Source organism: Natrinema sp. 1APR25-10V2, from assembly GCF_031626495.1.
Lineage (GTDB): Archaea > Halobacteriota > Halobacteria > Halobacteriales > Natrialbaceae > Natrinema.
Genome location: NZ_JAMQOJ010000008.1, coordinates 1 through 22,227, shown reverse-complemented (window position 1 = coordinate 22,227; position 22,227 = coordinate 1). Strand labels below are relative to the sequence as shown.

The following is a 22,227-nucleotide window of genomic DNA, read 5'->3' as shown; positions in this document are numbered from 1 at the left end:
GGTTCTTGCTGGTACGTACCACACCACATGGCAATGCGCTATTACGAAGACATCGAGGTCGGAGACACCATGGAGTTCGGCGAGTATCACGTTACCAAAGAGGAGATCATCGAGTTCGCCGAGCGGTACGATCCCCAGCCGTTCCACGTCGACGAAGACGCCGCCGAGGACTCCGCCTTTGGCGAACTCGTCGCCTCCGGCTGGCACACCGCCGCGATGTGCATGCGAATGCTCGTCGACGGCCCGATCCAGGACCGGGCCAGCATGGGCGCTCGCGGCGTCGACGAACTCCGGTGGAAACAGCCCGTCAAACCCGGCGACACGCTCTCGATCCGTTCCGAAGTGATCGACAAGCGCGTCTCCGAGAGCGATCCCGAGCGGGGCTACGTCGACAGCCGGCTCGAGGGGATCACGCAGGACGGCGACGTCGTCATCTCCTGGATCGGGCTGGGTATGATCGCGCGCCGGAATCCGGGGGAGGACTGAGCCGCCGTGGCGCGCGTTCCGCTGCTCGAGGCCGACGATCTGCCCGAAGAATACCGGTACCTGTTCACCGAGAACGACGTCGGCGACGCCCACATCTTTCAGGCGATGGCGAACGCCCCCGAACTCATGCGGTGGTATATGCGCTACTCGACGCGGCTGTGGGACGTCCTGCCCGACCGCGAGCGAGAAATCGTCATCCTCGCGGCGGCGCGGGCGCTCGAGCACGAATACGAGTGGCACCAGCACGTCCGAATCGGCCGGGAAGCCGGCGTCACCGACGCCGAGATCGACGCCATCAGTACTGGCGACCTCGCGGCGCTCGAGGACCGCGACGCGGCGCTGACCGCCTACACCCGCGGCGTGGCGCTGGGCGATCCGCGCGACGGTGAGCACGACCGACTCGGCGAGTTCTACGACCGCGAGACCGTGGTCGGCGTCGCGATGCTCGCCAGTCACTACGTCTCGACGGCGCGGACGCTGGACGCGCTCGACGTGACGACCGAGGAGCCGTTCGTCGGTTGGACGACGTAACCGGCGGCCGGTCTCACCGGCGAACATGTCAGCCGACCGGGTGAAAGCTATTTGTCCCGTCTCCGCGTCAGACATGTTGATTCGATGATGTACGATACGATCCTCGTTCCCGCAGACGGCAGCGACCCGGCGAACCGGGCCGTCGAACACGCGCTGGCGATGGCCGACGAGTACGGCGCAGCGGTGGATTTCCTCTACTGCGTCGAGACCCACCGGTACGGCGAACCGGCGCTGAGCAGCGCTGAAATCGTGCTCAACGATCTCGAGGAACGGGGGCAGAACCTGCTCTCGAACCTCGCCGACCGCGCCGACAACTACGGGATCGAAACGTCGACGTGTCTCTGTCACGGCCGGCCCTGGGAAGAGATCCTCGAGCGCGGCGATGCCGTCGACGCTGATCTGATCGTGATCGGCTATCAGGGCCAGAGCCACAGTCGCGACGGGAAGATCGGCAGCACCGCCGAACGGGTCGTCCGCTCGGCGGATCGGCCGGTCCTGACCGCGTGATCGCCGGACCCGGCCCTCCATAACCAGTTCTTATTGGGCCCGTCGACGGAGTGGCCAGTATGTATCAGGACGTGCTCATCCCAACCGACGGTCACGAAAACACCGAACAGGCGATCGACGAGGCCATCGAGCTCGCGGCCGAGATGGACGCGAGGCTCCACGCGCTCTACGTGATCAACTCCGCCGCGCTCGCCCCGGGAATCACCTTCGCGGATCTCGAGACGATCGGCCAGCAAGCGGTCGAATACGTCCGTGACCGCGCGCTCGAGGCCGGCGTCGAGCGCGTCGAGGAGTGCGTAACCCACGGGCTCCGAGGCGAGTCGATCCTGCGGTACGCGGCCGACCACGACGTCGATCTCATCGTGATGGGGCGACACCGGGAACTGGACCACCTCGTCCGTGGGAGCGTCTCGAAGCAGGTCTCCGAGGAGGCGACGGCGAAGGTGCTGGTCGTCGACTGAGCCGACGGGCGGTGAACTCCCAGCGCCTCGCAGCCAATAGTGAAGGGGTCGGGGTCCGAACTGCCTACGAATGACCGACCACATCGTGATTCCCGTCGACGGGAGCGAGGAAGCCACGCGGGCCGCGCGCCGGGGCCTGGAGCTCGCTACCGTCGTCGACGCGACCGTCGACGTGCTCTACGTCGTCGAACGGAAATCCCTCCGGCTGGCGGCGTCGGCCGACGAAAAGACGCGACTTCGAGAGCGCGGCGAGTCGATCCTCACGGAGATCGAGGAGATCGCCGCGGAACTCGAGCAGCCGGTGACGACAGTGCTCCGTGAGGGGCGCCCCGGCGCCCAGATCTGCACGTACGCCGACGAGGCAGACGCGACCTTGCTCGTCATCGGGCGACAGGGGATAACGGGGCTCGGTAAACGGCTGCTCGGCGGCGTCACGGAACACGTGCTTCACCGCAGCGAGGTGCCCGTGTTCGTCGTCCCAGCCGGCGAAGGGGCGACGACTGCGGCCACCGACTACGAGCGCGTGCTCGTGCCGACAGACGGCAGCGAAACCGCCGGCCGGGCCATCCAACGCGGCGCGACGATCGCCAGTCGCTGCGGCGCGACTATCCACGTGCTCAACGTCGTCGACCTCCAGAGTGCGGGCGGCGCGTTCAGCGCCGGCGGCCTCGAGCGGGAGTTCGTCGACCGACTCGAGGCGCGCGGGACCGAGGTAGTCGACGGGGCCGCGAGCGAGATCACCGAGGCCGCACCCGACCTGAACGTCACGACCGACGTCGTCCGGACGAGCGGTGGCGAGGGTGCCGCTGGCGGCATTCGCGGGTACGCCGCCGAGAACGACGTCGATCTGATCGTGATGGGATCCCACGGTCGCTCGAACCTCGGCCGGCAACTGCTCGGCAGCGTGACCTCGGCCCTGCTGCGGACGGTCGACGTGCCGATTCTGGTCGTCAGTCGTTCCACGTAGGGGTCACAGCGGGCGTTCTCGAGCCACCGATGCGTTCAAGTGATTCCGTCCCCTGATGTAGGTCACGATGATGCTCCCGACCCACGCGTTCACCGGACTGATGCTCGCGCTCCCGGTCGCGCTCGCGATGCCGGAGTTCGGCACCGCGGCGCTCGTCGCGGGCTTTCTCGGTGGCGTGTTTCCGGATCTGGACATGTACGTCGGCCACCGGAAGACCCTCCATTACCCGGTGTACTTCTCGGCGCTCGCCGTCGCGGCCGCGCCGCTTGCCCTGCTCGTCCCGACGGCGGCGACCGTCACAGCAGCGGTGTTCCTGCTCGGGGCGGCCGTCCACAGCGTCACGGACGTCCTCGGTGGCGGGCTCGAGCTCCGCCCGTGGGAGGCGACCTCCGACCGCGCGGTCTACGACCACTACCGCGGGCAGTGGATCGCGCCCTACCGGTGGGTTCGCTACGACGGCGCACCCGAGGACCTGCTGCTCTCGGTGACGCTGGCCGTTCCGCTGTGGATCGCGCTCGAGGGACCGCTCCGCTGGGTCGTCGTCGCGTCGCTGACCGTGGCGGTCGTCTACACTGCTGTCCGGCGGCTCCTCCCGCGGATCGCGGAGGAACTCTTCGACGGGGACGTCGCCTCGAGCCTGCCGACCAGCGTGCTCGCGTACGTTCCGGCGCGGTATCTGAACGACTGAGTCACCGTTCGTCGGGTGGGGAGACGGCCAGAACGGGCGTCTCGGCGCGGCGAACCACGTTTTCTGTAACGCTTCCCAGGAGGTACCTGTCGAGGCCGGCGCGGCCGTGAGTCCCGACGACGACGAGAGCCGTATCGCGCTGGGCGGCGTAATCGAGGATCGCCTGTGCGGGCGTCCCGCTGAGTACCGACGCTTCGACGGCACGGACGCCCGCTTCGTCGGCACGGTCGACGACGTCGTCGACGGCGTGCTGGCCCGCGGCTTCGAACGCCTCGAGCACGGACGCGCCGGCGCTCTCTTCCGGAACGGCGTCGGTGTCGACGACGTGGACGACCTGTAACATGGCGTCGGTCGCCGTGGCGAGGGCGATCGCGTGATCCGCGGCCGCGGTCGCCGGCTCGCTACCGTCGGTCGGGACGAGTATCCGTCCGAAGTCCCGCTCGAGCACGGCCGCCTCGGGCACCGCAAGTACTGGAATCGGCGAGACGCGAAGCGTCCGCTCCGCGACGCTACCGATGACGAGTCGATCGGCCCCCGTCCGGCCGTGGGTCCCCATCACGATCACGTCGACGTCGTGTTCGAGTGCGTAGTCGACGATCGCTTCGTGGACCGGCCCGCTTGGGTCGACGAGGCTCGTCGTCGCCGCGACGCCGGCGTCAGCCGTCAGGTCTTCGACCGCCGTCAGCGCTCGCTCGGCGCTGTCGGTTAGTGACTCGAGCGTCTCCGGGTCGAGGTCGTCCGGCAGGTCGCCGTTCTCGAGGACGGAGATCGCGTGCAGCGAGGCGTCGAATCGCTGCGCGAGCGCGATCGCCCCGCGAGCCGCCGTCGTCGCGGTCGAACTGCCGTCGGTCGGAACGAGTACGGTCTCGTACATATCGGCTCGACGTACCACTCTCGAGAGTGTGAAACCAGGGTGTCGGCGGTCTCGACGGTTCGGGAAGTAAGCGTACTTACCATATCGGCCCGTTCTCTTCGGTATGGAGCACGCCGACTACGTTTACACGACGGGGATGGACGACGACGAGGTCGAGGAGCGCCTGCAGACCAGTGACCACGGCGTCCTCGCGCTGGCGGACGGCGACGACGCGTACGCGGTTCCGCTGAACTACCACTACGACGGGGAGCAGTTCCTGCTTCGCGTGAGCGACCACGACGACGCGGAAAAGCGCCAGTACCTCGAGACCACCGACACCGCCACGTTCGTCTGCTACGATACGACGGATGACGAATCCTGGAGCATCCACGTCCGCGGGCCGGTCCGCCGGTCGGACCGCGACATCGACGAGGCGACGCTCAACGAGTGGTTCCCGCCGTTTCACCTGTTCGACGAGGCTGTCGAAGACGTCGAGTTTCTCCTCTACGAACTCGAGCTGGCAGCGGTCACCGGTCGAAAGACGGCCGAGTAGTCGCTTTCGCTTAGTCCGTCTCGGTGGACAGGCCGGCCGACCTGTTGCTTTCACCGCGTGGGAACACGCTGTGCGGCTTTATCCGATAGTCTCGACACGACTATCAACGCATATGAGCGAGTGCCAGATCGTCGATTCGGACGGAGCCGTCCGATGTATGTGCGACGTAGACGAGGTCCTGTCGCTGCTCGCTGACTCCCGTCGCCGGACTATCGTCCGGACGCTCGATAGAGCGCCGAAGAACTGGATAGACCGCGAATCGCTGATCGATTCGCTGTCGGCGACCGGATCCGAGTCGATGACCCCCGACGAGTGGGCGCTGGAGCTCGCTCACGTTCACCTCCCGCTGCTCGAGGATTGCGGGCTCGTCGAGTACGACGCCCACAGCGAGGCGATCCGGTACTACGAGTGCGAACTGGCCTCCCGCGTCCTCGCGTCGATCGAGCGGACGACTGGGTGAGCCGACGCCCGCGGCCGAGTCCGAGCCAGCGGGTGGCGTCGCGGGCCTACGACGGCGAACCAGCGTCGTCGTAGAAGTCCTCGTGAGCGTCGATCATCTCGAGTTTCGGCGGGTGGCGCTGCCGGACGATGAACACGTCGTAGGACTCGTCTGCGGCGACGTGGACGCCGACGCTGGTCAGCGGCGTGACGACGCGCCCGACGTTGTCGCTGCCGAGGAAGACGACGCTCGGGTCGTGCTCGAGGACCAGCCGCTCGATGCGGTTCGCGAGTCGTGCTTCCGGCGGAAACTCCCGGATCCGTTCGTACTCGAACGCTGCATCGGGAGCCAGCGTCCGCACCTGTTCCCGGAGCCGCTCGACGACGGCTTCGACGTCGTACTCCTCGTCCTCGCCGATCCAGCCCTTCTCTCGCGCGTATTTCTTTCGTTCGGGGACCACGGATACGGCCACGATCCCCTCCTCGAGCGCGTTACTGTATTCGACGGCCCTGACCAGGGCGGCTTCCGCGAGCTCCGATCCGTCAAACGGAACGACGAACGTCATACGTCTACTCTCTCGCCCGCGACCATTAATCTCGAGGGACGCGGTGGTGGCGATGGGGCGCTCGAACTGGTCTCCGGAGGAACGCTTCTCAGGCCGTGATCACCGGCCGGTCGACGTATCTGACGACTCGTTCGGCGGTGCTCCCGATTTCGCCACCAGACGAGAGCCCGCGATTGCCGATGACGAGCAGGTCGGCGTCGATCTCGTCGGCGTACTCGCCGATCAGTTGGGAGGGGCGGCCGCTGCGGAGCACGGTCGTCACGCCTACGTCGGCTCGGGACGCGATGTCGTCCAGTAGCTCTCGGCCGCGCTCTTCCAGATCAGCGGTGACCGTGTCCGCGTCCGTCACCATCGATCCGCCGTAGCGTCGCGTGTCGACGACGTACAGCGCGTGGAGGTCTGCGTCGAACGTCGACGCGAGATCGAGCGCGTGATCCGTCGCTCGATCGGCCGAATCGCTCCCGTCCGTCGCGATGAGGATCGTATCGTACATGGGCGGGCCTACCAACTACTGACCGCGACATATAACTAACAGGTCTACAGGAAGCGATGATCGACAGCCCTCGAAGTCGACGGGCTGGCTCTCCCGGCCGCGCTAGTCATCCGCCGGTATCTCTGCAGCGGTCTCGGACTGGGACTCCGCCGCCGCCCGCTCATCGAGCCACGCCTCGGCGTCGAGTGCGGCCATGCTGCCGGTCCCCGCGGCCGTGATGGCCTGTCTGTACTCGGGATCCATCACGTCGCCGGCGCCGAAGACGCCGGCGACTGCGGTCTCGGTCGTCCGTCCCTCGAGCGTCCGCAGGTGGCCCGACTCCTCGAGTTCGACGGCGGTGTCGGCGAGGAAGTCCGTATTCGGGACGTGGCCGACGCCATAGAAGATCCCGCCGACGGCGACCTCCTCGCGCTCGACCTCGCGATCCGATTCGAGTTTCTCGGTCGGGTGGCCGTCGGGGTGGGACACCAGCGTCGCGCCGGTGACGCCCTCCGCCTGGGAGCCGTGGATCTCGAGCAGTTCGGTGTTCCAGCGGAACTCGATCTTTTCGTGATCGCGGGCGCGGCGGGCCATGACCTCGGAAGCGCGTAGCTCGTCGCGGCGGTGGACGATCGTCACGCTGTCGGCGAACTTCGCGAGGAAGAGCGCCTCTTCCATCGCGCTGTCGCCGCCACCGATCACGAGCACGTCGTCGCCGCGGTGGAACGCGCCGTCGCAGGTCGCACACGTCGACAGACCGTACCCCATCAGCTCGTCTTCGTTCTCGGCACCGACCCAGCGGGCGCTCGCGCCGGTCGCGACGATCAGCGCCCGCGTCCGCAGGACGTCGCCGCTCGAGAGCTCGAGTTCGAACGGCCGCTCGTCGAGCGTCGCGCGCTCGACGGTGCCGTGGCGAAACTCGGCCCCGAACCGCTCGGCCTGCTCTTTCCCGCGCTGGATCAATTCCATGCCGCCGACTCCTTCGGGAAAGCCGAGGTAGTTCTCCACGTCGGTCGTCAGCGTCAGCTGGCCGCCCGGCTCCGGCCCCTCGAGCACCAGCGGCTCGAGGTCGGCCCGTGCGGCGTAGACCGCGGCCGAGAGGCCGCCGACGCCCGATCCGACGACTATCACGTCGCGGACGCTCTCGGCGGTGTCGTTCGAGCCGTTCATTCGTTCGTGTATCCCTCGATCAGGCTCCGCAGTCGGTCCGCCGGCAGCGCGCCGGTCTGCTGTTCGACCTGCTCGCCGTCCGCGAACAGCGCGAGCGTCGGCACGCCCCGGACGCCGTACGCGCCGGCGAGCTGTTGATTCGCGTCCACGTCGACCTTGGCCATCACGGCCTCGGTTTCGCTCGCCAGTCTATCGATGACCGGCTCGAGCATCTTGCAGGGGCCACACCAGTCCGCGTAGAAGTCGACGAGGACCACGTCGTGTTCCTCGACGACCTCGTCGAGGTGGCTCTCGCCATCGATGTAGATTGGTTCGTCGGTCGACTGTCCGGCTGCGTCGCGGTGTGCATCAGTTGCCATCACTCCTCCGTACGAACCGGGACTGTTTAAAGGTTTTGCATAGGTGCCACAATATAGCACAACGCCGACTGCCGATAACGGGCTGTAACAGACCCCTTCCGAGAGGTATCTGGGCCTGTCTCGGTTTGCCGGTCCTGGAACCGTCGACAATAGTGCAAATTGGGGGCAATAGCGCTGCCAGTGTGCAGGGTCACTCTACCGCCGGCCGAACACACTGGCGGCAGCGCGCGACGGACGCCGCGGCGATCGCTCACGAAAGTGGTGGCTTTAGGGGACTGCTCGAGCGAGATTCACCGATCGATGGCACCGACGACTGACCCGCGGTCCGCGCGGCGGAGACGGACGCGGCTCGCTCTCACGCTCCTGTTCGCCCTCGCGGTCGGCACGCTCGTCAGCGTCGCGCGTCGGTTCGACGGACGGATCGACGACCGCGTGACTGCCCTCCTCGAGGCCGCCGAGTCCGAGCCCGACGGGTCGTTCACGCGAGACGACCTCGCGGACGTGCCTGCGCCCGCGGCGCGGTACTTCCGGACCGTCCTCGCGGAGGGACAGCCGTACGTCCGGACGGTCCGCCTGCACCAGCGCGGGGAGTTCCGCCTCGGCGGTGCAGACGGGTCGTGGAAGCCGCTCGAGGCGACCCAACACGTCACGACGCGGCCGCCGGGCTTCGTCTGGGACGCGACGATCGACGTCGCACCGCTGCTGCCGGTCCGCGTCGTCGACCTGTACGCACACGGCGAGGGAGTGTTGCGAGCGCGGCTTCGCTCGGCGATTCCCGTCGCGAGCGTCGGCCCGTCGCCCGAACTGAACGAGGGGGAACTGGTCCGCTACCTCGCCGAGGCAGTGTGGTACCCGACCGCGCTGTTGCCCGAGCGCGGCGTCACGTGGGAGCCGATCGACGACGACGCCGCCAGAGCGACGCTCGAGCACGACGGCGTGACCGCCTCGGTCGTGTTCCACTTCGACGACCGCGACGAGATCGAGCGGGTGACGACCGAGCGCTACCGACAGGAAGACGATTCGTACGCGTCGTGGACCGGACACTTCGGCGGATACGAGGACCGCGGCGGACGGCGGGTGCCGACCCACGGGGAAGTCGAGTGGAACCTCCCGGACGGCGACCTGCCGTACTGGCGAGCCAGCGTGGACGCGATCGAGTACGACGTGCCTGTTCCCCGGTGATCGGACGTCCGGTCGGGTTCACGATCGACTCGATCGCGCTACTCGAACTCGAGGACGAGGATGGAGACGAGAAGGCCGATATTGATGAGCACGCCTGCGGCTCCCTGTTCGATCAGCAGGTCGAACTGACCGTTCCACATGGCGACGAGGACCGCCGTCGAGAGGACCGCCGCGCCGACGACGACCGGCTCCCACCAGCCCAGGTCGAACGCGTATCCGATACCGCCGAGAACGAAGCCGACGGTGACCGCGACGTACAGCACGCTCGCGACCGTCAGAATGGCGCCTTCGGGAAGGATCGGAGAGAGGAGCAACGAGTGGCCGCTCCAGCCCATCTGGTCTTCGACCTCGACCCAGCCCTGACTCAGCACGACGTACCACCCGTGGACGAGACCGTGCAACACGAGAAAGAGACCGACGGCGAGTCGACGCATAGGTCCCCCTTCGCGTGACACCCGGATAATCGTTCGTGGCGGTTCTCATCGCTCGAGATACACGACAGCTCCGCGGATGCGGCGAGCGCCCAGTACGGCGGCGGCCGCGTCCGAACGATGCCCGCCAGTTCGCCGTATCGTTCCGTGACGGGGCCGTCGGACACCGCGTTCGCTCATCACCTCCGTCGCTCCGTAACAGCCAGCGCTGGGGTCGATTGGACCAGGGTTCTCGGCTATCACGTCCTCGGCGACGCTACTGTCGGTGTCGTTCTGTGGCGTACCAGGGTCGTTCTGTAGCGTACTCGAGTCGATCGACACGTTTCACGGCTAAACAGCCCACCACGCAGATACGTGTCGACGACGAACGGCGGCACGAATGAGGGACCGAACCGCCCGAGAGATGGAGACCGACCGCGGCGACGGGACGAACCGATGATCGATCGGCGCAACCTCGAGCACCTGCGGGGGTTCGACGTCTGGGGATTCCTGCTGTTCTCCCACGGCTGGACTTGGCTCTGGTGGAGCGTCCCGATCGCTGCCGGTTGGCACGTCTTCCGCTTTCCGGGGATCGTCTTCCTGCTCGTCGGCGGCGTCGGCGTCACGATCGGCGGCGTCGTCATGTCGTGGCTGGTCGGCGGTCGAACGGGCCTCGGGGACCTGTGGCGACGCCTCGTCGACGTCCGTCTGATACCGCGTCGCTGGCTCCCGGTGGTGCTGGCGCTCTGGCCGGCGCTCGCACTGGTCGGTGCCGCCGCCGCGATCGTCGTCGACGGGGCGTCACATCCCCTTCGCGTGGAACCGCTACTGACGCTGCTCGCGGATCCGATCGCGTTCGCGGGGACGCTGCTGGCGATCTTTCTCCTCGGTCCGTTCCACGAGGAGATCGGCTGGCGCGGCTACTGGCTCGACCGGCTCCAACTGCGGTGGAACGCGCTCTCCGCCAGTCTCGTCCTCGGCGTCGCCTGGGCGGCGTGGCACGCGCCGCTGTTCCTGATGGTCGGCTACTTCAGCAGCTGGGACTTCGCGCCCGATCCGGCCGCGTTCGCCTTCAACATCGTCGTCGGCGCGGTCCTCTACACGTGGCTGTACAACAACTCGAACCGGAGCGTCCTCGCCGCGATTCTCTTCCATTTCGTCGGCAACGCCACCGGACAGCTCCTCGAGCTCTCGCCGGCCGCGGAGACGTATCAGACGGCGGCTACAGTCGCGCTCGTCGTCGCCGTCGTCCTCTGGTGGGGACCGGTGACGCTCCGCCGCGGCGCTCCCCGCCCGCTGCCGTCGCAGTGACTTCGAGTCGGGCTCCGAGGCCGTCGATCGGTTCGGTCGAGGCGACTCGGAGGCTCGCTTCTTCGCTCGAGACTGGCGAATTGCCGTTCTCGCATACGAACGCTTTATTACGGGCTGTGTGGTACCATATGGCACGATGAGAACGAGAACATCGGCAAAACGGCCTGAGAATCTGTACGAATGCATGGTTTGTGGAGGTCGATCGAAATCGCTCCACGCGGTGGCCTGCTCGAGTTGCGGCGGAGAGATGCAGAACCTCAGCAACTCCCGGGAGTAATCCGTCCGACGACCACCGAATGCGAGTGCTGGATTCTGCACCGCTCGACTCGCCTCTCTGACTCCGTATCGAGACTGAACAAGTGATGTCTGGGACGAACGGAACGGGCGGCGTTCCGACTGACGGTCGATCGGATCGTCAGCCCTCGACAGTCGCCGCGTCGTCGGCGTGTTCGTACTTGTCCTCGAACTCCTGAATGAGCTGGCCCATCTTCGCGTACCAGTCGTTCAGCATCCGCTGCATGTCGCTTGCGATCTGGGACGGATCGGTCGGGTGGTAGGCGTGATAGTACCCGCCCTGATCGTAGTTGATCTGCTCTTTCTGGATGAAGCCGCTCTGCAACAGGCGCTGGATCGACCGGTAGGCGGTCGAGCGCTCGCGCCCGACTCGCTCGGCGACCTCGTCGATCGTCAGCGGTTCGTCGCTCTCGACTAGCGCCCGAAAGCAGTCCTTATCGAGTTGTTTGAGGCCGTGGACACACTCCAGCAGCCCTTCGCACACCATGTCTTGCTGGAGTTGTTCTGCCATTGAGTCTACCATGGTCTTACCTGAATAGAGGAATCGAGCCCGTAAAAGTGTTGTGTGGGTATTGTACAATACCAAAATATTCTATCGCCGGAAGCCGCGTCAGTCCGCGGCCCGGTGAGTGGCGTCGGGTTCGGCGCGCATCGTCGTGATCGTACTGTAGATCACGGCCCCGCTCACCAGCAGCGCCGAGAGCATGATCATCGCGAAGCTGACCGTACTCAGCGCCTCGATTCCGAGGTAGTTCCCGGCCTGGCGGAAGGCGACCGCGACCGAACCGCCGAGGAGCATCAGTCCGAAGTAGATCTTGATGTCCCCCTCGTCGGCGATGCTGGTCGCCGCGGAGCCGATACGAGCGCCCAGAGCGCTCCCGGCCAGCAGCGGCGCGACGATCGAGAGATCGACGCCGCCTTCCATCCCGTAGAGGTACGAGCCGATACCACCCGAGAACACGATCTCGAAGAGATCGGTCCCGACCGCGACGGGAACCGGCACCCCGATGAGGTAGAACATCGCGGGCATGCGGATGAAGCCGCCGCCGACGCCGAGGAAGCCCGACAGCAGCCCCGTCGCGAACGCGACGCCGAGGACTATCCACAGCGAGACCTTGATGCCGCCCGCGATCGTCATCATCGGCGGGATGTGATACGACTGGATCTTCTTCGCGATATCCGGGATCGCGTCCGGATCGATCTCCTCGTCCGCAGCGTCGTGGTGGCCGCCACCACTGTCCTCACCGTCGTTCGTGAGCGCGTTGCGCGTGACGAACAGGCCGATCGCGCCGAGCAGGACGACGTACGTGACGCCGATGACCCCGCTGGCCAGACCGAGTTCCTCGAGGTGGAACACGCCGATCCGTCCCACCTCGATCCCGATCGATGTGCCGACGATCATCAGGCCGCCGAGCTTGTAGTCGACCTGCCCGAGGTCGTGGTGTTTCAGCGTCGCGATCACGGCCGTCCCGAAGACGAACGCCATCCCGCTGCCGACGGCGACTCGAGCGGGGTACCCCATCACGAGCAACGCGGGCGTGACGAGGAACGAGCCCCCCATCCCGAAGAATCCGAACAGCACGCCGATCATGAAGCCAAAGCTCACGAACAGCGCGAGCAGGGGGAGTCCGATGCCGAACAGTTCCATCGTCATCGGTCCGCGATCACCCCGACGAGGTGCGGTGCTGCGACTCGCTCGAGCGCGCCGTAGCCAGCGTAGAGGACGACCGCCTCGATGAGGACGGTGCCGACGAGCGCGCCGGCCTGTACCGGTGTCGCGAGGGTTGCAAAGTCGATCATTCGTATCGACCCCGATCGTCGATCGGTTGTGTATGGATCATGGGTTTCTGTACATTACTCACTATCCGAAGCAACGGTATAACGCTTTTGGAGATGTTGCACAATATTATCCTCACCTATCTCACCGCTATCCCACCGAAATATCTGTATAAGTTATGGAGATACAGCGGCCGGTCGCGATCGCCGGTTCTCTTCTCGGCCGCGTTCGGGCGCGAAGAGTGACGATTTTGCGAACCATCTGCGGACTATCTCTCTCCACTGACGTCGTCTACCGAGCGATGTGATCGAACTTCGACAGTGCGTTGCGGCTCACCGGCCGACTGTATTGGGGAGTGGAAACAATATTATATGCTCGAGCCTTACGGAGAGTATGAAGGCGGTGTACGCGACCGACCTGTCGGCGGCCAGTGAGGCGAGCATTCAAAACGAAACCTGCCTCGAGTGCCTCGAGCGGATCGGGGTCGAGGAGATTCACCTCGTGACGGTCATTCCATCGAACGTCCACATCGGCATGCCCGGTATGGACTTCGAGGAGCGGCGCGCGGAGGCACTCGAGCGCTATCGTCGCGTCATCGAGGACGCCGGGTTCGACGTGGAGACCCACGTCGTTCGGGGAACGCCCCACCGGCGCATCACCGGGCTCGGCGAAACGATCGGCGCGGGCCTGACGATCGTCGGCTCGCGCGGGAAGAGCCCGCTCGAGAACCGGCTCATCGGATCGACGGCACGCAACCTCGCGCGAACGACGGTGACGCCGCTGCTCGTCAACCGAATCGAGCGCGAAACCGAGGAGCCGGCCGTCCGCGAGGCGCACCTGTTCCAGCGCATGCTGTACGCGACGGACTTCTCCGAGAACGCCGACCGGGCGTTCGAGGCGTTTTCGTACCTGCGCCACGCGACCCGAGAAGCCACGCTGGTTCACGTCCGAACGCCGAAAGACCCGGACCTGCCGGACGAAGACGATGCCGAAAAGCGGCTGGCGGAGCTAGCGGATCGGCTCGAGGAGTGGGGGATCGAGACGCGGACCGAGATCCGCGAGGGCGACCCGGCCGACGAAATCCTCGCCGCGGAAGCCGAACACGAGCCGACGACGACCCTCGTGGGCTCGCGCGGCCACAGCAGGCTCCGTCGCCTGCTGCTCGGCAGCGTCTCCGAGGACATCGTCGCCCAGGCGAACGGGAACGTGTTGCTCGTTCCGCCCTCGCGAACGGCCTGAGCGAAATCCCCACGCGCGCTGGCGGCACCCGTGACGATCAACGGCCGTTGGATCGCCGGCCGAGACGCTCGTCGGCGAACCAGTGCGCGATCTTCCCTTCTGCGCGGTGCAGGATATCGCTACAGGTGGACTTCGAGATCTCGAGGCGGGCGGCGACGTCCGTGAGCGACGCCGCGCGCGGAACGTCGTAGTATCCCTCGTCGAGGGCGGTCAGGAACACCTCGCGTTGCCGGTCGGTCAGCAGGTGATCCGTCCGACCGTCGATGTCGTGGACCGACTCGAGACGGTAGCCGATGTCGCTCTCCTCGAGGAGATCACCGAGCGTGGACAGTCTATCGGCGCTCGTGGTCAGCTCCCACGTGACCACGCCGTCCTCGACGACGAACGGAGTCTCTACCGGGACGCCCGCCCGCTGCATCGGCGTGAGCACGGACTGATCCGCCGTTTCGATCTGAAGGAGCGCGGTGTCGTCGTGTTTCCACAGCAGTTCCAGATCGCCAACGTCGTCACGCTCGTCGATGCTGGCGATGATGGGGACGGGGTTCGGCGTCGCCAGTTCGATGACGGCGACGCTGACGTCCGGCCCCACCAGCACCGAAATCACCCGAAACGCGGTGTCGGGATATGCGGTCGAGATCTCGTGAATCCAGAGGGACTCGGGAATCCGTATCGTGAGCGTTGCGTGCGGCATTCGAGTCCGAAGACGGTGGCCGCACGGGTAGCGACTCCTTCGAACATGTTCGAACCGTCCCGAGATATTCGCGAGAACCGATACACCCTCGCCGCCCAATCGAACGTGTATGACCGACGTTGCCCCGTCCGGGTCGCGCGGGTCCGCTTCCGAACGCGCCGTCGACCGCCGGGCGGACGATGGGATCGCGCTATCGCCGACGCCGTTTCACACCGCCGGCGTCAGCTTTCTGATTGCCGGACTCCTGCTCGCGCTCTATCAGGGGCTACAGGCGTTTTCGCTCGTGCCGCGGGTATCGTGGATCACGTGGACGCACATCCACTTCGTCACGATCGGCGCGTTCACCCAACTGGTGTTCGGCACGCTTCCGCAACTCGCCGCCCGAAAACTCGAGCGGCCGACCCCGTCGAGGCGAGCGACTCGAGCGACGTTCCTCGGGCTGAACGGAGCGTTGCTCCTCGCCTGGTACGGCCGCGCCGTCGGTGTGCCGCTCGCGTTCGACGTCGGCCTCGCGGCCGTCTGGCTGCTCGCGCTGTGGCTGTTCGCCGTCGTGTTCGGGATGGTCCGTCGGAGCGAGGGGGGTACGGCGCGGGACCCGACCGTCGGTTTCTACCTGCTCTCGCCGTTCGTTTACCTGCTCGGGCTGGCCTTCGCGTTCGGCCTCTACAGCCACAGCCTGCCCGTTCCCGGTGGCTGGGCCGGGCTTCGAGAGGGACACGTCCACGCAAACGCGTGGGGGTTCTTCGGGCTCGCGGCGATCGGCACGCTGTTCGACCTGTTTCCCCGGCTCGTCGATACGAAGCTGTACAGCGACCGCCTGCAGCGCGCCGCTTTCGTCCTGTTCGCGCTCGGGATCTTTCCGCTCGTCTTCGGTCCGATCCTCGGCATGGGTCGGACGGTCACCGGCGTCGGGTTAGCGCTGTACGCCGGCGGCTACCTGCTGTACGCCTACACGCTCGTCCGGACCTATCTGGGCGGGACGCCGAACGGGACCGCCCTCTCGATCCTCGTCGCCCAAGTCTGGGTCCTCGCCCCGGCGAGCTTCGCCCCGTTCATTCTGTTCGGCGTCCCGCTTGGAGTCCCAAACGCCTGGATCGAAATCGGAGCGCTCCACTTCCTCTTCATGGGCTGGGCGCTCCCCATCGCGCTGGCCGGTTCGCTGCTCGCTTTCTCCCCCCTCGAGCGCCCGGCCGAAACAGAGTCGGGGACGGGAGCGGCGGACCGCTCCGATGCGCTCTTCGCTCGCGGCTCCGTTCCGTCGGTCGTCGGTCCGTTTGGCGTTCTTCTCTGGAACGCGGCGGTACTGGCCGTGGGCGTCGGCTTCTTCTACCAGGATCAGTCGTGGTCGGCGCTCCTCCACGGCCCCGGATACGCCGTGTTGCTCGGTATCTGGGGGTACTACGTCGTTCGAATCGTCGGCCGACGGGTACGCTCGAGGCCGCCCGCGACGACGTCGTGACGGAACTCTCATCGGCCCTCGTTCGGGCTCACCCGGGCAGAAACAGATTGAGGAACGCGACCACGATACCTGCAAGTCCCATTCGAACGCCCGCGACGATCCAGTTCTGCTTCGAGATCGAGCCGAGATACGCTCCGAACGTAAAGAGGACGGCCACGCCGATCGCCACCGCGACCAGCGTCGCCTCGAGCAGCGAGAACAGAACGCCGTGGGCGAGAAACGGGAGTAATGGGAGGATAATGCCGATGAGCGGCCCGATACCGCTCGCCACGGCGTTGATCTTGCGGGCACTCGCCCGTCGCTGCTGGAGTTCCGTGTCCCCCAGATCGGTCAGCATGGCCCGCTCGATCCGTAACAGTTCGGCCTGCTTCTCGGCCCGTTCGATCTCCCAGACGCTCCAGACGCCCGACGTTCCCAGGCCGATTGCCGCGCCCAGCCCGATGGTGACCACGGTGAGTCCGTCGTCGACCCCCGACAGGTAGGAACCGACGACGACCCCGATGCTCGTCAGCGTGCCGTCGAACCCGTTCGAGATGAAGTACCGCCGCGAGATGGACCTGACGTCCTCGTCCTCGAGGAGGGTGCGAAGAGAGCTCACTGTCCCACCGGATCAGCGGTCCTGCGGGGTATCGCGTTCTTCGACCAGCCGCTCGCCGCGGACGACTCCGTCGATCGAGTGGACCGTCCCACCCAGATCAATGATCGCGTCCTCGACGGCTGCCGCGGCGATATCGTCCCCCTCGAGAGTTACCTTGAGGTTCTGGACGTCTCGGTCGGTTTCGATCAGCGCGACGTTAATGCCCGCAACGCCCTCGCAATCGCCGACGATCGCGGCGAACTCGAGGACGTCCGGTTCGTGGGGCTTCATCACGTCGAGAACGAGCCGTCGTATCGGGAGAGCCATGCTGTGTACGTTTCGCTCGACGCCCTTAGTCGCGAGGGACGGCGAGGCCGGTCGGGCGAGCGGTCGGAGGCGGTCGCGAACGGCGATCGCTGTCTACACTGAATTTCCCGCCGACTCGAGCCGTGCGACGCAGGGCTGTTCCCGTCGACGTTTCGGTGGTCGGCGGGATCGGTCCGGACTGCTGGGCGACGACGAACGAGACCCGAACGCCGACCGTCTCGTCGGTCGTCTCCTCCAGACGCCGGTCCAGACCGTCCGCGAGGTCCGGCGGAACGGCCGTGGCGTTCGGCCGCCCGACGACCACCGAGACGGTCGGGTCGTTTCCGAGGAGGATATCCTGAGAGTCGTAGTCGACGGTAACGGCCTCGAGGTCGTATCTCGAACGCGCATCCTGATCGAAGAACCGCTCCGTTTCGGCGGTCGCGCGGTGTTCGAACGTCGTCGTCTGGTAGGAGGCGACGGTGACCAGCCCGAGCACGACCGACAGGCCGACGAGCGCGACGACGAGTATCGCGCCGCGTCGGAACACCGATGCGCGGACCGCCTCCCGGTCGTCCGTTCGCTCGGGTAGGTACCCGCTGAGCCGGAAGACCGTCAGCGCGGAGAGGTTGATCGCCAAGAGATTGACCAACACCAGCACCGAGGCGCTCGCGGCCACCCCGGCGAACCCCCAGGCGATGCCCAACCCCGCCGTGCCCGCAGGCGGGATGAGCGCGACCGCGATCGCGACGCCTACGAGCGTCGACCCCGAGCCGCGCGAGACGCTGATCGCGCCGGCGATCCCCGAGCCGAAGGCGATGAACAGCGCGAGGAAGTCGGGGCTCGTCCGTTCGGCGATCTGGGGGATCGTCCGGATGTCGGTCCCGGGCGGGACGATTACCGTCCCCCGCAGGAGCGCCCCCAGCGCGGCGGCAACGGCGATCGCCAGCAGGAGGCCGGTAACCTGCAGTACGATACCGCGCATCGCCAGATCGCGCTCCGCGAGGACGCTGCCGGCGCTCGCGGTGATCGCCGGCCCCATCAGCGGCGCGACGACCATCGCGCCGATGATCGTGGCCGCGGAGTCGAGCAACAGCCCGCCGACCGCGATGACGGTACTCAGCACGATGAACGCGAAGTACGTCGTCAGCTCCGGTGCGAGGCTCCGCGCGCTCGCCGTCAGCTCCTCCCGCGAGAGCCGGTCGCCGGGGTAGAGCGCCTGCAACGACTCGAGCCGCTCGGAGACGACGGTCTCGGTCGGCAGGACGATGGTGTACGCGCTCTCGCTGACGCCGGCGGCTCGCAGCTCCTCGAGGACGGGTTCGACGCCGGTCGGTGGCACCGGGAACTGGACCATCGCCTCGAACTCGCCCCGGCCGGTCTCGTCGAACACGGCGTAGTCGATCCCCTGTTCGTTCAGCGTCTCGACTACTGAATCGCGGTTCCCCTCGGGAATCAACACCTGCACGAGGCGCATACGACCGATACCACGAACCCGCGTATAAACGTGAAAGACGCTCTCAGGCGCGGAAGGGGCCGTCTCGAGTCGGAACAGCCCCATCCTCACGCCTCACTGCTACGTCCGTCTCACCACGGCGGCGATCCCGACGTAGGCGGGCAGACAGACGGCGAGGACGGCCGCGATGATCCCCCAGTCGGCTACGCCGAGCGGGACCGTTCCGAAATATCGGTTGAGCGGCGTGTACAGCACCGCGAGCTGGAGGGCGATCGACGCCGCCACGGCGGCCGCGAGCCACCGATTCGACAGTATCGGCGTCCCGCGCAGCCAGCGGATGACGTAGAGCTTCTCGAACTCGAGGAAGACGAAGCCGGTGAACACCATCGTCATCGCGTAGGGAGTGACGGTGGCAGCGCCCTCGAGCGCGACGAACATGAGCCCGAGCATGACGGCCGTAGAGACGGCCCCGGCGCCGCCGATCAGCGTGAGCATCCGCCGGCTGATGATTCCCTGCTCGGGGTCGCGCGGCGGTCGCTCCATCACGTCGCCGCTGTTGGGATCCGCACCGAGTGCGAGCGCCGGCAATCCGTCGGTCAGCAGGTTGATCCACAGCAGCTGTACGGCGGGCAAGATGAGATACCCGAACAGCGACGCGAGGAAGACCAGCGCCACCTCCGCGACGTTCGCGCTGAGGAGGTAGGCGACGAACTTCCAGACGTTGTCGAAGATCGTCCGTCCGCGCTCGACGGCGCGCTCGATCGTCGCGTAGTTGTCGTCCAACAGGACCACGTCCGAGGCCTGTCTGGCGACGTCGGTCCCGCGGATCCCCATCGCGACGCCCACGTCGGCGTTTTTCAGCGCCGGTGCGTCGTTGACCCCGTCGCCGGTCATCGCCACGTCGTGGCCCCGTTCCTGGAGCGCGCGGAGGATTCGAACCTTGTGCTCCGGCGACGTGCGCGCGAAGACGTCGACGGCCTCAACGCGCTCGCGCAGTTCCGAGTCGTCCATCGACTCGATTGCCTGCCCCTCGAGCACCGCCGTGCCGAGCCCGAGCGTCCCGGCGATCGCGCCGGCCGTCCGAACGTTGTCGCCGGTTACCATCTTCACGTCGATACCGGCGCGGTTCGTCGCTGCGATGGCGTCGGCGACCTCCGTCCGCGGCGGGTCAATCATCCCGCTCAGCCCGACGAACGTCAGCCCGTCAGCGAGGGCCTCCGGAGAGTCGGGTTCCTCCAGATACGCCATCGCCAGTACGCGCAGCGCGTCGTCGCCGAACTCGCGGACTCGCGTCTCGATCCGTTCGCGACGCTCGTCGGTCAGCGCGACCGGGCCGTCGGCAGTCAGGATCCGCTCGCAGTTGTCGACGACGACCTCGGGTGCGCCCTTGACGTAGCCGACGTCGCCGTGGACTGTCCCCATCCACTTTCGCTCGGAGGAGAACGGGACCTCGCCCGTCCGCGGGTTTTCGTCCCGAAGCGCCTCGCGGTCGAGCCCCTTCCGGTCGGCCGCCTCGAGCAACGCCTGTTCGGTCGGGTCTCCCTCCTCGAGCGTCGAGTCGTTACAGAGCGCGCCGATTCGCAGGAGCAACTCCTCGCGGTCCGAGAGCGAGTCGGCGTCGGTCTCTGCGGTCGCGGCGCCAGCGGTGCCGTCGTCGATCGATTCCGCGTCGTCGGTCGGCGAACCGCCGTCGGGCGCTTCCGACCGCTCGGCCGCTTCCCCGTCGAACTCGAGGACCGCATCGTGGACCCAGCACCTGCTAACGGTCATCTGCCCCTCCGTGAGCGTCCCGGTCTTGTCCGTGCAAATGACGTCGACCGCACCGAGCGCCTCGACGGCCGGCAGCCGGCGGACGAGCGCGTTTTCGTCGGACATCCTCCGGACGCCCAGCGCCAGCGTGAGCGTGACTACCGCCGGCAACCCCTCCGGGATGGCGGCGACGGCAAGCGAGACGGCCGTCAGCGCGGCCTGGATCGCGTCGGTCCCGCGCAGGATCAACAGCGGCGCGACCAGCGCCGAGAGGGCGAGGACGCCGATTCCGAGGGTCCGCCCCAGCCGATCGAGTTCGCCCTGCAGCGGCGTTTCCGTCTCCTCGGTCACGGCGAGCTCTCGGGCGATATCGCCCACGGCCGTCTCCATACCCGTGCCGGTAACGACCGCGATCCCTTTGCCGCGGGTGACGTTCGTCCCCTTGTAGACCATGCTCGAGCGCTCCGCGAGCGGCGCGTCCGGTTCGACCGGCTCCGACGACTTCGAGACGGGCACGCTCTCGCCGGTCAGCGCTGCCTCGTCGACCTCGAGGTCGGTCGCCTCGAGCAGCCGGCCGTCCGCGGGGACCACGTCGCCGCCGCGCAGGACGACGACGTCGCCGGGGACGAGTTCGGTCGCGTCGACCGTCTGCGATTCTCCGTCGCGGCGAACTGTCGCCGTCGGCGCGGCGAGGTCCCGAAGCGACTCGAGGCTTTGCTCGGCCTGGTAGTCCTGGACGAAGCCGAAAACCCCGTTCGCGACGACGATGACCGCGATCAGGACCGCGTCGACGGTGTGGCCAGCCCAGATCGAGAGGAAGGCCGCGACCACCAGCACCCAGATCAGGACGCTGTCGAACTGCGCGACGAAGATGTCGACCGCAGACCGCCCGCCGCCCCGGACGATGTCGTTCTCGCCGTACTCCGCGCGCCGTCGACTCGCCTCCTCGCTCGACAGCCCGTCGGGTCGCGACTCGAGGTCCTCGAGGACGTTCGCCGACGGCTGTTCGTGTGGCGGCTCGGCCATTGCATCGGCCTTTCGTCCGAACCCTCAAAGACGTACCCGACGATTGCCATCGATCGGCAGGGCTGGAACGGACGGCTCGCTGTCACGGGACGGAGGACGGCAGGAGAGAACGGGGATCGGCTACGGACGAGTGAGAACAGCGATATCGGGGTCGATCGGGCGGCACTGGTGTGCGAACGACACGTCAGTCGGCGCTCGAGGCGGCGGGATCGGCCGCCGCCTGTCTGCTTCGCCAGGCACCCTGCAGGTAGGCGCCGACGAACATGCCGGCGAGCGCCCAGAGGATGGTGACGTTGCCGACGCCGAGGCTGGCGTAGGCCGCGCCGGGGCAGATCCCCGAGAGGCCCCAGCCCACGCCGAAGATCGCCCCGCCGACCAGGACGTTCCGGTCGAACGGCTTCAGCCGGCGTTCGTACCGGTCCCCGGTCAGCGGTGCGCTGTCGCGGAGTCTGGGCATGATCGCGAAGGCGATGCCGGAGACGATCGCCGCGCCGAACATGACGAACAGCAGCCCGAAGTCCTCGAACTGGAGGAAGTTCAGCACGACCTCCGGACGCGCCATCTGGCTGAACCCGAGCCCGAAGCCGAAGATCAGGCCGCCGACGAGGACCAGCGGCATGAACAGGGGATGGCGATCGCCGCTCATGGTGACACCCCCAGTGCGGCGACGAGTTGAGCGGTGACGATCGCGACGGTCAG

At 66.9% G+C, this 22,227-nt stretch carries 28 protein-coding genes; 12 read left to right on the top strand and 16 right to left on the bottom strand.

The features are described 5' to 3' along the window. Window positions 1–33: 33 nt before the first annotated feature. The 6 genes from NDO75_RS22445 (at window position 34) to NDO75_RS22420 (ending at window position 3,640) form a co-directional block, all read left to right on the top strand. The gene (locus tag NDO75_RS22445; RefSeq protein ID WP_310909190.1) at window positions 34–486 is read left to right on the top strand and encodes a MaoC family dehydratase; all 453 of its coding nucleotides are present in this window, start codon (window positions 34–36) and stop codon (window positions 484–486) included. Between the two features lie 6 nt (window positions 487–492). Beyond that, complete coding sequence (locus NDO75_RS22440) at window positions 493–1,017, top strand: carboxymuconolactone decarboxylase family protein (RefSeq protein WP_310908860.1); 525 nt, start codon at window positions 493–495, stop codon at window positions 1,015–1,017. Window positions 1,018–1,104: 87 nt separating this feature from the next. Next, window positions 1,105–1,524 (top strand): universal stress protein, encoded by a 420-nt coding sequence (locus NDO75_RS22435; RefSeq protein ID WP_310909189.1) that lies wholly within the window; start codon window positions 1,105–1,107, stop codon window positions 1,522–1,524. Window positions 1,525–1,583: 59 nt separating this feature from the next. Next, window positions 1,584–1,985, top strand: a complete 402-nt coding sequence (locus NDO75_RS22430) for a universal stress protein (RefSeq protein WP_310908859.1) — start codon at window positions 1,584–1,586, stop codon at window positions 1,983–1,985. 70 nt (window positions 1,986–2,055) lie between these two features. Then, on the top strand, window positions 2,056–2,952 hold the full coding sequence (locus NDO75_RS22425; protein ID WP_310908858.1) for a universal stress protein: 897 nt from the start codon (window positions 2,056–2,058) through the stop codon (window positions 2,950–2,952). Between the two features lie 67 nt (window positions 2,953–3,019). Then, on the top strand, window positions 3,020–3,640 hold the full coding sequence (locus NDO75_RS22420) for a metal-dependent hydrolase (RefSeq protein WP_310908857.1): 621 nt from the start codon (window positions 3,020–3,022) through the stop codon (window positions 3,638–3,640). 1 nt (window position 3,641) lies between these two features. Here NDO75_RS22420 and NDO75_RS22415 read toward each other — a convergent pair whose 3' ends face one another. Further along, complete coding sequence (locus tag NDO75_RS22415) at window positions 3,642–4,514, bottom strand: universal stress protein (protein WP_310908856.1); 873 nt, start codon at window positions 4,512–4,514, stop codon at window positions 3,642–3,644. A 103-nt stretch (window positions 4,515–4,617) separates the two neighbouring features. Between NDO75_RS22415 and NDO75_RS22410 the strand changes: the two genes are divergently transcribed. Both NDO75_RS22410 and NDO75_RS22405 read left to right on the top strand, forming a co-directional pair. Continuing rightward, window positions 4,618–5,046 (top strand): pyridoxamine 5'-phosphate oxidase family protein, encoded by a 429-nt coding sequence (locus NDO75_RS22410; RefSeq protein WP_310908855.1) that lies wholly within the window; start codon window positions 4,618–4,620, stop codon window positions 5,044–5,046. 112 nt (window positions 5,047–5,158) lie between these two features. Continuing rightward, window positions 5,159–5,506 (top strand): ArsR family transcriptional regulator, encoded by a 348-nt coding sequence (locus NDO75_RS22405; RefSeq protein WP_310908854.1) that lies wholly within the window; start codon window positions 5,159–5,161, stop codon window positions 5,504–5,506. Window positions 5,507–5,552: 46 nt separating this feature from the next. On the opposite strand, the gene NDO75_RS22400 is transcribed toward NDO75_RS22405, so the two are convergent. From NDO75_RS22400 to trxA, 4 genes are all read right to left on the bottom strand, one after another. Then, window positions 5,553–6,050, bottom strand: a complete 498-nt coding sequence (locus NDO75_RS22400; protein WP_310908853.1) for a universal stress protein — start codon at window positions 6,048–6,050, stop codon at window positions 5,553–5,555. Window positions 6,051–6,138: 88 nt separating this feature from the next. Next, window positions 6,139–6,543 carry a universal stress protein gene (locus NDO75_RS22395; RefSeq protein ID WP_310908852.1) on the bottom strand — a complete coding sequence of 135 codons (405 nt, stop codon included), beginning with the start codon at window positions 6,541–6,543 and terminating at the stop codon, window positions 6,139–6,141. 102 nt (window positions 6,544–6,645) lie between these two features. Then, a complete protein-coding gene (locus NDO75_RS22390) occupies window positions 6,646–7,692 on the bottom strand; it encodes an FAD-dependent oxidoreductase (RefSeq protein ID WP_310908851.1) in 1,047 nt (348 codons plus the stop codon). Beyond that, window positions 7,689–8,051, bottom strand: coding sequence for a thioredoxin (trxA, locus tag NDO75_RS22385; protein ID WP_310908850.1), 363 nt, complete (start codon window positions 8,049–8,051; stop codon window positions 7,689–7,691). Before trxA ends, NDO75_RS22390 begins: the two co-directional genes overlap by 4 nt. 300 nt (window positions 8,052–8,351) lie before the next feature. Between trxA and NDO75_RS22380 the strand changes: the two genes are divergently transcribed. Continuing rightward, complete coding sequence (locus NDO75_RS22380) at window positions 8,352–9,233, top strand: DUF6544 family protein (protein ID WP_310908849.1); 882 nt, start codon at window positions 8,352–8,354, stop codon at window positions 9,231–9,233. Window positions 9,234–9,271: 38 nt separating this feature from the next. On the opposite strand, the gene NDO75_RS22375 is transcribed toward NDO75_RS22380, so the two are convergent. Both NDO75_RS22375 and NDO75_RS22370 read right to left on the bottom strand, forming a co-directional pair. Continuing rightward, the gene (locus NDO75_RS22375; RefSeq protein WP_310908848.1) at window positions 9,272–9,667 is read right to left on the bottom strand and encodes a hypothetical protein; all 396 of its coding nucleotides are present in this window, start codon (window positions 9,665–9,667) and stop codon (window positions 9,272–9,274) included. Between the two features lie 45 nt (window positions 9,668–9,712). Continuing rightward, window positions 9,713–9,985 carry a hypothetical protein gene (locus tag NDO75_RS22370; protein WP_310908847.1) on the bottom strand — a complete coding sequence of 91 codons (273 nt, stop codon included), beginning with the start codon at window positions 9,983–9,985 and terminating at the stop codon, window positions 9,713–9,715. A gap of 114 nt (window positions 9,986–10,099) precedes the next feature. Here NDO75_RS22370 and NDO75_RS22365 point away from each other — a divergent pair, with 114 nt between their 5' ends. Continuing rightward, a complete protein-coding gene (locus NDO75_RS22365; protein WP_310908846.1) occupies window positions 10,100–10,954 on the top strand; it encodes a CPBP family intramembrane glutamic endopeptidase in 855 nt (284 codons plus the stop codon). Window positions 10,955–11,369: 415 nt separating this feature from the next. Here the strand turns inward: NDO75_RS22365 and NDO75_RS22360 are convergent, their stop codons facing one another. The 3 genes from NDO75_RS22360 to NDO75_RS22350 all read right to left on the bottom strand — a co-directional run bounded on the left by NDO75_RS22360 (window position 11,370) and on the right by NDO75_RS22350 (window position 13,048). Beyond that, window positions 11,370–11,771, bottom strand: coding sequence for a helix-turn-helix domain-containing protein (locus tag NDO75_RS22360; RefSeq protein ID WP_310908845.1), 402 nt, complete (start codon window positions 11,769–11,771; stop codon window positions 11,370–11,372). A gap of 87 nt (window positions 11,772–11,858) precedes the next feature. Beyond that, window positions 11,859–12,896 (bottom strand): sulfite exporter TauE/SafE family protein, encoded by a 1,038-nt coding sequence (locus NDO75_RS22355; RefSeq protein WP_310909188.1) that lies wholly within the window; start codon window positions 12,894–12,896, stop codon window positions 11,859–11,861. A 2-nt stretch (window positions 12,897–12,898) separates the two neighbouring features. Beyond that, on the bottom strand, window positions 12,899–13,048 hold the full coding sequence (locus tag NDO75_RS22350) for a hypothetical protein (RefSeq protein WP_310908844.1): 150 nt from the start codon (window positions 13,046–13,048) through the stop codon (window positions 12,899–12,901). A gap of 370 nt (window positions 13,049–13,418) precedes the next feature. Between NDO75_RS22350 and NDO75_RS22345 the strand changes: the two genes are divergently transcribed. Beyond that, entirely contained in the window at window positions 13,419–14,264 is an 846-nt protein-coding gene (locus NDO75_RS22345; RefSeq protein ID WP_310908843.1) for a universal stress protein, read from the top strand. A gap of 37 nt (window positions 14,265–14,301) precedes the next feature. Here the strand turns inward: NDO75_RS22345 and NDO75_RS22340 are convergent, their stop codons facing one another. Then, a complete protein-coding gene (locus NDO75_RS22340) occupies window positions 14,302–14,955 on the bottom strand; it encodes a helix-turn-helix domain-containing protein (protein WP_310908842.1) in 654 nt (217 codons plus the stop codon). A gap of 109 nt (window positions 14,956–15,064) precedes the next feature. Here NDO75_RS22340 and NDO75_RS22335 point away from each other — a divergent pair, with 109 nt between their 5' ends. Then, the gene (locus NDO75_RS22335) at window positions 15,065–16,414 is read left to right on the top strand and encodes a hypothetical protein (protein ID WP_310908841.1); all 1,350 of its coding nucleotides are present in this window, start codon (window positions 15,065–15,067) and stop codon (window positions 16,412–16,414) included. 28 nt (window positions 16,415–16,442) lie between these two features. Here the strand turns inward: NDO75_RS22335 and NDO75_RS22330 are convergent, their stop codons facing one another. The 5 genes from NDO75_RS22330 to NDO75_RS22310 all read right to left on the bottom strand — a co-directional run bounded on the left by NDO75_RS22330 (window position 16,443) and on the right by NDO75_RS22310 (window position 22,174). Beyond that, on the bottom strand, window positions 16,443–17,012 hold the full coding sequence (locus NDO75_RS22330; protein ID WP_310908840.1) for a VIT1/CCC1 transporter family protein: 570 nt from the start codon (window positions 17,010–17,012) through the stop codon (window positions 16,443–16,445). Window positions 17,013–17,024: 12 nt separating this feature from the next. Further along, on the bottom strand, window positions 17,025–17,318 hold the full coding sequence (locus NDO75_RS22325; protein WP_310908839.1) for a DUF211 domain-containing protein: 294 nt from the start codon (window positions 17,316–17,318) through the stop codon (window positions 17,025–17,027). 25 nt (window positions 17,319–17,343) lie between these two features. Beyond that, a complete protein-coding gene (locus tag NDO75_RS22320) occupies window positions 17,344–18,774 on the bottom strand; it encodes a TIGR00341 family protein (protein WP_310908838.1) in 1,431 nt (476 codons plus the stop codon). A 99-nt stretch (window positions 18,775–18,873) separates the two neighbouring features. After that, entirely contained in the window at window positions 18,874–21,528 is a 2,655-nt protein-coding gene (locus NDO75_RS22315) for a cation-translocating P-type ATPase (protein WP_310908837.1), read from the bottom strand. 184 nt (window positions 21,529–21,712) lie between these two features. Further along, window positions 21,713–22,174 (bottom strand): DUF6691 family protein, encoded by a 462-nt coding sequence (locus NDO75_RS22310; RefSeq protein ID WP_310908836.1) that lies wholly within the window; start codon window positions 22,172–22,174, stop codon window positions 21,713–21,715. Window positions 22,175–22,227: the final 53 nt, after the last annotated feature.

Excerpts from the sequence above, each read along its gene's own strand:
- NDO75_RS22445 (WP_310909190.1), top strand. The coding sequence starts at position 34 with ATGCGCTATTACGAAGACATCGAGGTCGGAGACACCATGGAGTTCGGC.
- NDO75_RS22435 (WP_310909189.1), top strand. The coding sequence starts at position 1,105 with ATGTACGATACGATCCTCGTTCCCGCAGACGGCAGCGACCCGGCGAAC.
- NDO75_RS22430 (WP_310908859.1), top strand. The coding sequence starts at position 1,584 with ATGTATCAGGACGTGCTCATCCCAACCGACGGTCACGAAAACACCGAA.
- NDO75_RS22425 (WP_310908858.1), top strand. The coding sequence starts at position 2,056 with ATGACCGACCACATCGTGATTCCCGTCGACGGGAGCGAGGAAGCCACG.
- NDO75_RS22420 (WP_310908857.1), top strand. The coding sequence starts at position 3,020 with ATGATGCTCCCGACCCACGCGTTCACCGGACTGATGCTCGCGCTCCCG.
- NDO75_RS22415 (WP_310908856.1), bottom strand. The coding sequence starts at position 4,514 with ATGTACGAGACCGTACTCGTTCCGACCGACGGCAGTTCGACCGCGACG.
- NDO75_RS22410 (WP_310908855.1), top strand. The coding sequence starts at position 4,618 with ATGGAGCACGCCGACTACGTTTACACGACGGGGATGGACGACGACGAG.
- NDO75_RS22405 (WP_310908854.1), top strand. The coding sequence starts at position 5,159 with ATGAGCGAGTGCCAGATCGTCGATTCGGACGGAGCCGTCCGATGTATG.
- NDO75_RS22400 (WP_310908853.1), bottom strand. The coding sequence starts at position 6,050 with ATGACGTTCGTCGTTCCGTTTGACGGATCGGAGCTCGCGGAAGCCGCC.
- NDO75_RS22395 (WP_310908852.1), bottom strand. The coding sequence starts at position 6,543 with ATGTACGATACGATCCTCATCGCGACGGACGGGAGCGATTCGGCCGAT.
- NDO75_RS22390 (WP_310908851.1), bottom strand. The coding sequence starts at position 7,692 with ATGAACGGCTCGAACGACACCGCCGAGAGCGTCCGCGACGTGATAGTC.
- trxA (WP_310908850.1), bottom strand. The coding sequence starts at position 8,051 with ATGGCAACTGATGCACACCGCGACGCAGCCGGACAGTCGACCGACGAA.
- NDO75_RS22380 (WP_310908849.1), top strand. The coding sequence starts at position 8,352 with ATGGCACCGACGACTGACCCGCGGTCCGCGCGGCGGAGACGGACGCGG.
- NDO75_RS22375 (WP_310908848.1), bottom strand. The coding sequence starts at position 9,667 with ATGCGTCGACTCGCCGTCGGTCTCTTTCTCGTGTTGCACGGTCTCGTC.
- NDO75_RS22365 (WP_310908846.1), top strand. The coding sequence starts at position 10,100 with ATGATCGATCGGCGCAACCTCGAGCACCTGCGGGGGTTCGACGTCTGG.
- NDO75_RS22360 (WP_310908845.1), bottom strand. The coding sequence starts at position 11,771 with ATGGTAGACTCAATGGCAGAACAACTCCAGCAAGACATGGTGTGCGAA.
- NDO75_RS22355 (WP_310909188.1), bottom strand. The coding sequence starts at position 12,896 with ATGGAACTGTTCGGCATCGGACTCCCCCTGCTCGCGCTGTTCGTGAGC.
- NDO75_RS22350 (WP_310908844.1), bottom strand. The coding sequence starts at position 13,048 with ATGATCGACTTTGCAACCCTCGCGACACCGGTACAGGCCGGCGCGCTC.
- NDO75_RS22345 (WP_310908843.1), top strand. The coding sequence starts at position 13,419 with ATGAAGGCGGTGTACGCGACCGACCTGTCGGCGGCCAGTGAGGCGAGC.
- NDO75_RS22340 (WP_310908842.1), bottom strand. The coding sequence starts at position 14,955 with ATGCCGCACGCAACGCTCACGATACGGATTCCCGAGTCCCTCTGGATT.
- NDO75_RS22335 (WP_310908841.1), top strand. The coding sequence starts at position 15,065 with ATGACCGACGTTGCCCCGTCCGGGTCGCGCGGGTCCGCTTCCGAACGC.
- NDO75_RS22325 (WP_310908839.1), bottom strand. The coding sequence starts at position 17,318 with ATGGCTCTCCCGATACGACGGCTCGTTCTCGACGTGATGAAGCCCCAC.
- NDO75_RS22320 (WP_310908838.1), bottom strand. The coding sequence starts at position 18,774 with ATGCGCCTCGTGCAGGTGTTGATTCCCGAGGGGAACCGCGATTCAGTA.
- NDO75_RS22315 (WP_310908837.1), bottom strand. The coding sequence starts at position 21,528 with ATGGCCGAGCCGCCACACGAACAGCCGTCGGCGAACGTCCTCGAGGAC.
- NDO75_RS22310 (WP_310908836.1), bottom strand. The coding sequence starts at position 22,174 with ATGAGCGGCGATCGCCATCCCCTGTTCATGCCGCTGGTCCTCGTCGGC.